Origin of the sequence: Streptomyces sp. NPDC101152 (assembly GCF_044768275.1) — a bacterium.
GTDB lineage: Bacteria > Actinomycetota > Actinomycetes > Streptomycetales > Streptomycetaceae > Streptomyces.
The window spans coordinates 20,013-29,683 of record NZ_JBIWPO010000073.1 but is presented as its reverse complement, the minus strand read 5'-3'; the positions used below and the strand labels follow the sequence as shown (position 1 = coordinate 29,683).

The window sequence follows — 9,671 nt, the reverse complement described above, 5'->3', positions numbered from 1 at the left end:
CACGACGGACCGGGGCCTGCTACCGGGCACTCCGGTGTCTACCCGGACGGGACTTCCACCCGCAAGCCTGGACCAGCCTTCAGGACGCAACATGCGGGCACCCTACGAAGCAGGAGTGACCGCCGGGAGTCCCGCGGCGCAGGCGGCCAGTTAGCCAGTTTGGCGTAACTCGTGAATGGCGCGTGGATAAAGGGTGGTAGTTACCTCCTCGGTGTTCGCTTGATCACGAGACGAGGAGTCCCTGTATGCGCCACCACCGCACAACCAGGCCGTGCCGAAGGCTCACGCGCAGCATCATCTCTGTCATGGGCGCAGCAGCCCTCGCCGTGACAGGAGCCGCTTCGGCCTCCGCGGCATCGCCCGCACCCGCAGCGGGCAAACACGGCACGACGAAGTTCAGACTGTTCCCCAACCAGCAGTTCCTGCCGTGCCTGGCTGGCAGGGCAGGTCAGCCGAAAGTCACGGCCGAGGTCGAGCGTGGCGAACTCAACGACGAGCTCGAGCTGCGCCTGACGGGCTTCAAGCCCAACCTCGACTTCGACCTGTTCACCGTGCAGCGCAGCAACCAGCTCGCGAACGGCGACCCCGACCCTGCCTTCCGCAACTTCGGACTGGCCTGGTACCAGTCCGACGTTCACACCAACTCCAGGGGCAACGGCAACGTCAAGATCCGCACCATCCTGCTCGACCAGATCTTCGGATTCGACCCCGACGTTGCGCTCCAGCCGACCAACACCTTCCACGTCGGCTTCTGGTTCAACAAGCCTGCGGACGCCCAACCCTGCGGCTTCAACGGCCCGCCCACCCCGTTCAACGGCGAGCACCAGGCCGGCCCACTGGCCTTCATCACCCGCCCCAACGCCAACACAGGCCTGGGACCCCTGTGCACCAAGCCCAACACCTCCACCATCCCCGCGACCTGTAACCCGTAAGGGGCCGAAGGCAGCCGTCCAGCCCCACCGTGACGTGGCGCCGGACGGCTGCGGTCCTGCGCCGAAGCGCAACTCGACTTGTCATCGCGGCCTCCTGCTCTGGCGGTAGTCGTCCCGGCCAGAAAGCATGCTCAGCGAGGTGGCCGGGCGGCCGGTGCGACGTTCGACTCGATCGCTTTCATCTGGTCGCTGAGGTAACCGGCCCCAGGTGCTCTGGGGGAAAAGGGCCTGGTGCGGGCCTATGGTGCCGGTGAGCACCCGGCGGAACTGGGTGAGCTTCTCACTCAGCCAGGCCCGCTCCCATTTCTCCAGTTCGTCCTCGCTCGCGCAGAAGTAGTAGCCGAGGTCACGGCCGTAGATGATCGGTGGCCAGCTTCGTTCGGCGCACAGGTCACGCAGTGTGGCCGGTCTCCGCCTGGTCTGCCGGCGGCTGAGCTCGCACGACGCCATCAGACGGGTCAGTGCCATGCCGACCGGCGCGGCTTCGAACAGGGCGATGCGGATCAGGTCGGCGTGGCGTTCCGCAGTCGGGGAGCGCATGGCCAGGCTACGCACCCCGCAGGATGCGGGCGAGCACCTCGTCCATGTCGGAATTGCCGGTCTCAGCGGCCGTCTCCATCCAGTCCAGGGGAACCCGGCAGCGTGTTCGGCGGCGCCGGCATGCACGACGCCATGGTCCGCAGGATCGTCCGGTACGGCCATGCCTTCAACCCGCTGGGCAAGGTGACGCCGGAGGAGCTGCAGGGCCTTGCCCCCGAGGAGTGGACACCTGTTCGTATCGTTATGCGGCAAGTGTCAGGGTAGCTGACTGCTGTTCGTAGGCGATCGGTGCCTGCTGTCCGTTCGCCGAGTGCCTGCGGCGGGTGTTGTAGCGCGTGGTCCAGCGGAAGACCGCCAGGCGGCAGGCGCGGGCCCCGTCGAAGCGGCGGGCGCCACGGAGCGTCTCGCGTTTCAGGGCTGCGTTGAACGATTCAGCGAGTGCGTTGTCTGCGCTCGTGCCGACTGCGCCCATGGACTGCCGGACGCCCAACTCTGCGCAGAAATCAGCGAATTGACGGGATGCGTACTGGGCTCCGTGATCGCTGTGGAAGACAGCTCCGGCCAGGCTGCCGCGTGTCGCGGCGGCTGCCCTGAGCGCGTCGACGACCAGCGAGGTACGCATGTGATCGGCGATCGACCAGCCCACCAGACGACGTGAGAAGCAGTCGATCACTGTCGCCAGATACAGGAATTCACCGTCGCCCACCGGCAGGTAGGTGATGTCCCCGACGTACTGGGTGTTCGGCGCGCTCGCGGTGAAGTCGCGCCGGAACAGGTCCGGCACGGGTGTGGCGGACGGTTCGGGCACGGTGGTGACCTGGCGCTTGCGTAGCCTCAGCCCTGCGATGCCGAACTTGCGCATGACCCGTCCGACGCGTTTGTGGTTCACGCGCTCGCCCTCCTCGCGCAGCTCTGCGGTGATGCGGGGGCGGCCGTAGGTGCCGTCCCACTCGGCATGGACGGCCCTGATCCGCTCGGCAAGCGCCGCATCGGCCTGCTCACGTCCGGCGCGGGCCGCGCGGCCGGCCTTCCACTTGTAGAAGCTGGAGCGGGCGACCTCCAGCACCTGACACAACCGCTTCACGCCCCAGGCGTGGTGGTGGTCCTCAATGAACTGGAAGCGGTTCACCAGGTCATCTCTTGTGCGAAAAACTTCGTTGCTTTGCGCAGGATGTCCCGTTCGGTAGCCAGTTTCTGGTTCTCCTTGCGCACGGTCTTCAGTTCCGCGCGCAGGGCCGCTATCTCGGCCTCCAGCTCTTCCTTCGTGGCCTCGCTCACCGGGACGTCCTTCGTGTTCGTGCTCGTCGTGCCGCTCTCACCTCGGCGGGCCCGCTCGGCCCGCACCCAGTTGCGCAGCGTCTCCCGGCTGATCCCCAGATCCTTGCCGATGCCCTCAAAGGTGTGGCTCGGGTCCGACAGGTACAGCGCGACCGCGTCTGCCCTGAACTCGGGCGAGTAGACCTTCATCACCATAAAAGATGCCTCCTACCCGGCCCCTACCGGGGCCGGGTTCAGAGGTGTCCACCACTCGGGGACAGGTCCCGCAGACGCTGAAGGCCGCGATGGCCACCGCGGGCCGTGACATCGCCGACCTGGAGATGATCGGCGGCACCCGCGCCGTGTTCCCCGACGACGACTCCTGCGCCGACCTCGCCCAGGCCCTCGAGCCCATCCCCGCGCAGATGGCCCAGGGCTTCACCACCTTCTGCATCAAGCCCTCGCAGTTCACCGACGACCCGAACGGGGTGGCCGCGTTCTGCCGCGAGGTGATCCGGCGCGTGGAGTCCCTGACCGCCTGACGGCGCCGGCCGATGTCCCGCATCGCAGCCCGAGCGGCCCGCTGACGACGAACGGCACCGGGAACCTTCCCGATCGAGCCGATCCCAGACCATCGCCCGCCTGCACTCCCGCGGCGCGTCTGCCCTGAGGCCCCCTTCTCGTGCTCGTCTCACTGGAGTTGACATGTCTTCGCGCCCCAGCAGCCTTCCGCCCATCACACCCGATCCGGCCTTTTCACACAGGGGCGGTCGAGCCCGGGCGAAGTAGCCGGTTGAGGTGGCCGGCTGCCGTGGTGAGGCGTTCGGTGGTCCAGGTCCCGGGGTGTTCGAGGGTGCTGAGCATGGCGCCGCGGGAGACGAGGTAGATCAGGTCGGCGGCTGCCCAGGGGTCGGGGATGCCTGCGGCTTCCGCGGCTTGGCCGAGTTCGCGGTGCCACATGTCGAGGGTGTGGTGGACGACCGCGAGGTCTTCCGGCGCTGGTTTCGCTTCGGTGAGCACGTGCAGGAGGAGGGCGGCGACGACTTCGTCCTCCTCGTGCGACCAGTCCGCTCCCCAGGCGGTCAGGTGCTCGATCCGCTCGGCGGCCGGAAGGTCCGCCAGGCGCTCCTCCTCGGCTGCCCAGCGGTGTTCGACGGTGGTGAAGGCGAGGATGAGCAGTTCGCGCCGGTTGCGGACATAGTGGGTGACCAGGCTGGTGGAGCCGCCCATGGCCTGCGCGACCGCGCGGATGGTCAGCTGGGCCGCTCCTCGTTCCCGGACCACACGCAGGGCGGCTTCGCCGATCTGGCGTCTGCGCTCCGTGCTCTCCACCTCGGCCGGCATGTGCCTTCGTCTCCTTCACCTCTGTGGCCCGCGGTCTCCCATCCTATAGTTTGCAACGACGTTGTACATTGACGTTTGAAACGGGGTTGCAAAGAGAGGGATGATCATGCGAAGAGGTCTGACGCTCTGTGCCGCACTGCTGGCAGTGACCCTTGCCGCCCCCGCGGCCGGCGCCGACGACGGTTCCTCCTCGCAGGTCGCGACAACGACCGCCGGGAAGGTCCGCGGTGCGGTCAGTGACGGCGTGCAGGCGTTCAAGGGATGCCCTACGCCGCACCGCCGACCGGCAGGCGCCGGTTCCTGCCGCCGCAGGCCGCGCAGCGCTGGCCGGGCGTGCGGGACGCCACGAAGTTCGGTGCGGCGTGCATGCAGCCGCACGCCGAGATCGTCCCCAGGGGGACGGCGATTTCGGAGGACTGCCTGACCGCGAACGTGTGGACCACCGGCACGGCCTCGGGCAGGGAAAGGAGGCCGGTGATGGTCTTTATCCATGGCGGCGGGTTCATGGAGGGGACGGCCGCCGAGCCGATCTACGACGGTGCCGACCTGGCCCGCAAGGGCGTGGTGGTGGTCACGCTGCAGTACAGGTTCGGCCCGTTCGGATACCTGGACCTGTCCTCCCAGGGCGAGCAGTACGCGACCAGCGCAAACAACGGGCTGCTGGACCAGATCGCCGGACTGCGCTGGGTGCGCGACAACATCACCGCCTTCGGCGGCGACCCCCGCAACATAACCCTCTTCGGCGAGTCGGCGGGCGCCATCTCCATATCCGCCATCCTGGGCAGCCCGCAGGCCGACGGCCTGTACCAGCGCGTGATCCTGGAGAGCGGCACCGCAGCCAACGTCTCGGACCTCAAGCAGGCCGGCAAGGTCGCCCGTGCCTACCGCAAGCTCACCGGCGCCTCCACGGCCGGTGAACTGCGGAAGCTGAGCGCCAAGCGCCTGCAGCAGGCCACCGACAAGCTGTACGACAGCGAGTTCTCCGACACCGCCTTCGGGCCGGTCGTCGACGGCCGGGTGCTGCCCGAGCATCCGATGAAGCGTCTTACCTCCGCCGACGGGCCCAAGGTGCCCACCATCATCACCACCACCCGCGACGAGGCCCGCTACTGGATCCAGGAAATCTCCGAGGTCGAGCGGATGCCGGAGGTGCTCTACCGGCCCTGGCTGGCCAACCTCGTCGGCAAGGACCACGTCGATGCCGCCATCTCCGCCTACCGCCACAACCGCCCCGAGCTGACCGAGGCTCAGGTGGGCATGGCCCTTGCCGGCGACGTCGCCTTCCGCGCCCCCTCCCTCCGCACCGCCGAAGTCCTGGCCCACCGTGGAGTGCCGGTGTGGATGGGCCTGTTCACCACCCCCTCGCCCAAGGACGGCGGCACATACGGCGCACCCCACGCCATCGACCTGGGCTTCGTCTTCGGCAACTTCACCGCCGACCCCGACTTCTACGGCACCGGCATCTGGCGCAACCGCCTGTCCGGCCAGGTCCAGGACATCTGGACCACCTTCGCCAAGACCGGTACGCCAGGACGCAGGGACTGGAAGCAGTACAACCTCACCGACCGTCCCACCCTGGTGATCGGCAAGAAGACGACCGTCGCGGACGACCCGCTCAGCAACGAACGCAAGGTGTTCTCCGCACTGCCCTACGACGGCAGCAAGCCGACCCTCCAGGACCTGACCCCGCTCACCTACCCCGGCACCCCTTGGCACGATCCCCGCGTGATCATCGCGCTCATCGGCCCCGTCTGGACCACCGTCATCGTCGTTGGCTTCCTGGCCATCCTGGCAGGTGCCCTCTTCGGCATCCGTCACCTGCTCAAGCGGCGACGTACCGCACGGACAACGACAGCTGCCACCTGATCACCGTCTCTCGGCGCCTCGCTGCACGCACTCGTGTCGGTGCAACAGTGGACTGCAGCCGGTCGGCCTCCGGCCGGCTCAGAGCGGGAAAGCATCGCGACCGCACGGGCAGCCTCCAGCTGCGGTGATGCCGATCGCGCTCTGCGGTTCGCCGGGAGTGCGGGGAGTTTGGTGAGGGAGGCGTGCTCGGCCTCAGATGCAGGTGCTCCGGGGCGATGATGCCGTCGGGATCGCGCCTCGAATCTTGTCAGGGTCATGCCCCTCGCATACAGTCCTTCCGAAACGGAGGCGATGGGAGCGCTCCCACTGGACGGAAGAAGCGTTCCCGCGATCACCCCCACCCCTCCGAAAGGACTCGCATGCGAACGTCACGGCACCCTCTCCCCCGCAGGGCGGGCGGTCTGGCAAGCGCAGTTCTCGCCTCTCTCGCCCTCCTGCTCGCGTCGCTGAGCGCCGCTCCGGCGGCCCGGGCCGACACCACACTCTGCGAACCGCTCGGGACGACCACGATTCAGGGCCGCTACGTCGTTCAGAACAACCGCTGGGGCAGCAGCACGACCCAGTGCATCACCGCCACCGGCTCCGGGTTCAAGATCACCCGGGCCGACGGCTCGGTTCCCACGAACGGCGCCCCGAAGTCCTACCCGTCCGTCTTCAACGGCTGTCACTACACCAACTGCTCGCCGGGCACCGGTCTCCCGGCGCGGCTCAGCGGCATATCCAGCGCGCCGACCGGCATCTCCTACAGCTACGTGAACGACGCGGTGTACGACGCCGCGTACGACATCTGGCTCGACCCCACGCCTCGCACCGACGGCGTCAACCGGACCGAAATCATGGTCTGGTTCAACAAGGTGGGTTCCGTTCAGCCCGTCGGCTCGCAGGTCGGTACCGCCACCGTGGCCGGGCGCCAGTGGCAGGTGTGGTCCGGCAACAACGGCTCCAACGACGTGCTGACCTTCGTCGCCCCGTCGGCGATCACCAGCTGGACCTTCGACGTCATGGACTTCGTCCGCCAGGCCGTCTCACGGGGGCTGGCCCAGAACAACTGGTACCTGACCAGCGTTCAGGCCGGCTTCGAACCCTGGCAGAACGGCACCGGCCTCGCCGTGACCGCGTTCTCCTCCACGGTCAACACCGGCGGTGCCCCCGGTGGTTCCGGAGGTGCCACGGCCTGCGCCGTGGCGTACGGGACCAACGTCTGGCAGGGCGGTTTCACCGCGGACGTCACCGTCACCAACACCGGTTCCGCCTCGGTCAACGGCTGGAAACTGGGATTCACGCTGCCGGCCGGGCAGCAGATCACCAGCGCCTGGAACGCCGACCTCGCCCCGTCGTCCGGAGCCGTCACTGCGAGCAATCTCGCCCATAACGCGCAGATCCCGGCCGGGGGCAAGGTCTCCTTCGGTTTCCAGGCGACGTACGGCGGCACCTTCGCCGACCCCACGGCCTTCAGCCTCAACGGGACCGACTGCACCACCGCATGACACACCCGGTGCGGCAGCGCATGTGACATAGGGAGGCGCAGTCTCCCGCAGGGCGCGCGCCTCACGTCACGGCAGGTGCCGGGCCGGCCGACAGCACCGCCGCCTCGTCCGGCCTCGCGAACACCGTCGCGGGCATGACCGAACCGCACCACGTCGGCAGCCGAACAGCACCCCTCCCGCTCACCAAGAAGGGGGATCCTTCCCGTGCAGCTTCTTTCGAACCCCCGCTCCCCCGCCCGAAGGCGTACCGCCACGGTGCTGGCCGCCTGCTGCTGCACCGCGTTAACCGCCCTGAGCGCGGCGCCCCTGCCGCCTGCGGCGAGTGCCGCCGCCACGGACAAAGCTGACCAGCTCATGGCAGTGCGGCTACCAGGCCGACGTCACTGTCACCAACACCAGTTCCGAGCCGGTCACCGGCTGGTCGTGCACCACACCCTGCCGGACGGTGTCACCGTCGCGAACCCACAACGGCTCCCTGGCACCCGGCGCGTCGACGACCTGGGGGATGACGCTCGACGGCGCCGACCGAAACCACGGCACCTTCTCGTGCACCGCATCCTGACCCCCACGAGCGCCCTGGGACCACGACCCAGAGCGCTCGCCCGCCTGGTGCGGGTGGGATCCGCGCTCGGGGCACCGGGCTGGGCCGTCACGGCTCGCGATCCCCCGGCGACCGCGGTGCTGCGCGGCAACGACGGCGTGACGATCAGTGCGCTCCTCCATCCCCCTGCCGCGCGACCGGTCCGCAGACTTTGACCACCACTCACCGACCCGCGCACCCGACCGGCCCGCCAGGGCAACGGACACCCAGCAATCCATCCACCGACCAGGAGCAGCCTTGAAAACACGCAGCTTACGACGCCGAGTGGCCTCCTTCGTCGCGGCGCTCACCGCCTGTGCCGCCCTCACCGCGACGCAGGCGCAGGCCGCACCCCGGCAGGACGTGATCACCCCGTCCACCAAGTTCTACGTGGACCCGCACAGCAAGGCCGCGAAGCAGGCCCTCGTCGACCTCGGGAACGGGGACCTCGAGAACGCCGTGAACATGGCCAGACTCGCGAGCTGGCCACAGGCCGAGTGGTTCACCGAGGGCACGCCCGACGAGGTGCGGGTCAAGGCTCAGCAGCTCGTCCACCGGGCCCGTGCGGTCCACCGGACGCCCGTCCTGGTCGCCTACGACATCCCCGGCCGGGACTGTTCGCAGTACTCCAGCGGCGGAGCCGCGTCCTCCGCCGCCTACCGCCAGTGGATCGACGCCTTCGCCGCCGGCATCGGCGGGGACAAGGCGCTGGTCGTGGTCGAGCCCGACGGCCTGGCCAACCTTCCCAGTGACTGTGGGCCCGCCACGGACCCGACCGGTGAACTCACGACCGCCCGCATCGCCGACCTCGCCTACGCCGTGAAGACCCTGAAGGCCCGGCCTCGCACCGCGGTCTACCTGGACGCCGGCAACGTCCAGTGGCGGGCCGTCGGCGACATCGCCCAGCGATTGCACAATGCCGGGGTCCAGTACGGCGACGGCTTCGCCCTGAACGTGTCCAACATGCACCCGACCGACCACAACGCCAGGTACGGCACCTGGATCGCCAAGTGCCTGTGGTTCGCCACCGAGGGACCCGAGCAGGCACGCGGCCACACCGACTGGTGCGCCAGCCAGTACTACTCGTCCGCCGCCCCCAACGACGGCGCCCCCGGCAACTCCGTCTCCCCCACCGACCCCACCACCTGGCGGTGGACCGACGCCTGGTTCGACCAGAACGTGGGCACCCCGCCGGCCGGCGAGCTGCATCACTTCGTGATCGACACCAGCCGCAACGGACTGGGCGCCTGGACCCCGGAGCCCGGCAAGTACAGCGGGGACCCGGAGCCCTGGTGCAACGCGCCCGGCCGCGGTCTCGGCCCGCGTCCCACTGCCGACACCGGTGTCCCGCTCGTCGATGCCTACCTGTGGATAAAGACCCCTGGTGAATCCGACGGCAGCTGCACACGCAACACCGGCGGCACGATCGACCCTGAATACGGCATCGTCGACCCGCCCGCCGGCGCCTGGTGGCCCGACCAAGCTCACACACTGGCCCGTAACGCGGTACCGCGTCTGACCTTCAACCGCTGAACTCTGCCGGGCACCAGTAGAGAACCGGGCCTGTTGCGGAGGGGCGGCACCCACGGCCGCGTCTGGGCGCACCGCCGACCCGCCACGCGCCCATTCCACGACGCCACCGCCGGTATTTTTTACCTGTGCGTG

Annotated in this window: 10 protein-coding genes; 6 read left to right on the top strand and 4 right to left on the bottom strand. The window is 68.7% G+C overall.

The annotated features are described in order from the left end of the window. Nucleotides 1–305 precede the first annotated feature (305 nt). On the top strand, nucleotides 306–932 hold the full coding sequence (locus ACIRVK_RS42075) for a hypothetical protein (RefSeq protein WP_404256875.1): 627 nt from the start codon (nucleotides 306–308) through the stop codon (nucleotides 930–932). 81 nt (nucleotides 933–1,013) lie between these two features. On the opposite strand, the gene ACIRVK_RS42070 is transcribed toward ACIRVK_RS42075, so the two are convergent. The 3 genes from ACIRVK_RS42070 to ACIRVK_RS42060 all read right to left on the bottom strand — a co-directional run bounded on the left by ACIRVK_RS42070 (nucleotide 1,014) and on the right by ACIRVK_RS42060 (nucleotide 2,945). Beyond that, the gene (locus ACIRVK_RS42070) at nucleotides 1,014–1,472 is read right to left on the bottom strand and encodes a RacP protein (protein ID WP_404256873.1); all 459 of its coding nucleotides are present in this window, start codon (nucleotides 1,470–1,472) and stop codon (nucleotides 1,014–1,016) included. A gap of 7 nt (nucleotides 1,473–1,479) precedes the next feature. Further along, on the bottom strand, nucleotides 1,480–1,551 hold the full coding sequence (locus ACIRVK_RS42065) for a hypothetical protein (protein ID WP_404256881.1): 72 nt from the start codon (nucleotides 1,549–1,551) through the stop codon (nucleotides 1,480–1,482). A gap of 162 nt (nucleotides 1,552–1,713) precedes the next feature. Further along, a protein-coding gene (locus tag ACIRVK_RS42060; protein ID WP_404256871.1) for an IS3 family transposase occupies nucleotides 1,714–2,945 on the bottom strand; the annotation gives its coding sequence in 2 pieces (ribosomal slippage) (nucleotides 1,714–2,612 and nucleotides 2,612–2,945; 1,233 coding nt in all). Nucleotides 2,946–2,989: 44 nt separating this feature from the next. Here ACIRVK_RS42060 and ACIRVK_RS42055 point away from each other — a divergent pair. After that, complete coding sequence (locus ACIRVK_RS42055) at nucleotides 2,990–3,271, top strand: hypothetical protein (RefSeq protein WP_404256869.1); 282 nt, start codon at nucleotides 2,990–2,992, stop codon at nucleotides 3,269–3,271. A gap of 214 nt (nucleotides 3,272–3,485) precedes the next feature. On the opposite strand, the gene ACIRVK_RS42050 is transcribed toward ACIRVK_RS42055, so the two are convergent. Beyond that, a complete protein-coding gene (locus tag ACIRVK_RS42050) occupies nucleotides 3,486–4,073 on the bottom strand; it encodes a TetR/AcrR family transcriptional regulator (RefSeq protein ID WP_404256867.1) in 588 nt (195 codons plus the stop codon). Between the two features lie 261 nt (nucleotides 4,074–4,334). On the opposite strand from ACIRVK_RS42050, the gene ACIRVK_RS42045 reads away from it, so the two are divergent. From ACIRVK_RS42045 to ACIRVK_RS42030, 4 genes are all read left to right on the top strand, one after another. Further along, nucleotides 4,335–5,939, top strand: a complete 1,605-nt coding sequence (locus ACIRVK_RS42045; RefSeq protein ID WP_404256865.1) for a carboxylesterase/lipase family protein — start codon at nucleotides 4,335–4,337, stop codon at nucleotides 5,937–5,939. Nucleotides 5,940–6,298: 359 nt separating this feature from the next. After that, the gene (locus tag ACIRVK_RS42040; protein ID WP_404256863.1) at nucleotides 6,299–7,426 is read left to right on the top strand and encodes a cellulose binding domain-containing protein; all 1,128 of its coding nucleotides are present in this window, start codon (nucleotides 6,299–6,301) and stop codon (nucleotides 7,424–7,426) included. Nucleotides 7,427–7,748: 322 nt separating this feature from the next. Then, on the top strand, nucleotides 7,749–7,988 hold the full coding sequence (locus ACIRVK_RS42035) for a cellulose binding domain-containing protein (RefSeq protein ID WP_404256861.1): 240 nt from the start codon (nucleotides 7,749–7,751) through the stop codon (nucleotides 7,986–7,988). 276 nt (nucleotides 7,989–8,264) lie between these two features. Continuing rightward, the gene (locus ACIRVK_RS42030) at nucleotides 8,265–9,539 is read left to right on the top strand and encodes a glycoside hydrolase family 6 protein (protein WP_404256859.1); all 1,275 of its coding nucleotides are present in this window, start codon (nucleotides 8,265–8,267) and stop codon (nucleotides 9,537–9,539) included. Nucleotides 9,540–9,671: the final 132 nt, after the last annotated feature.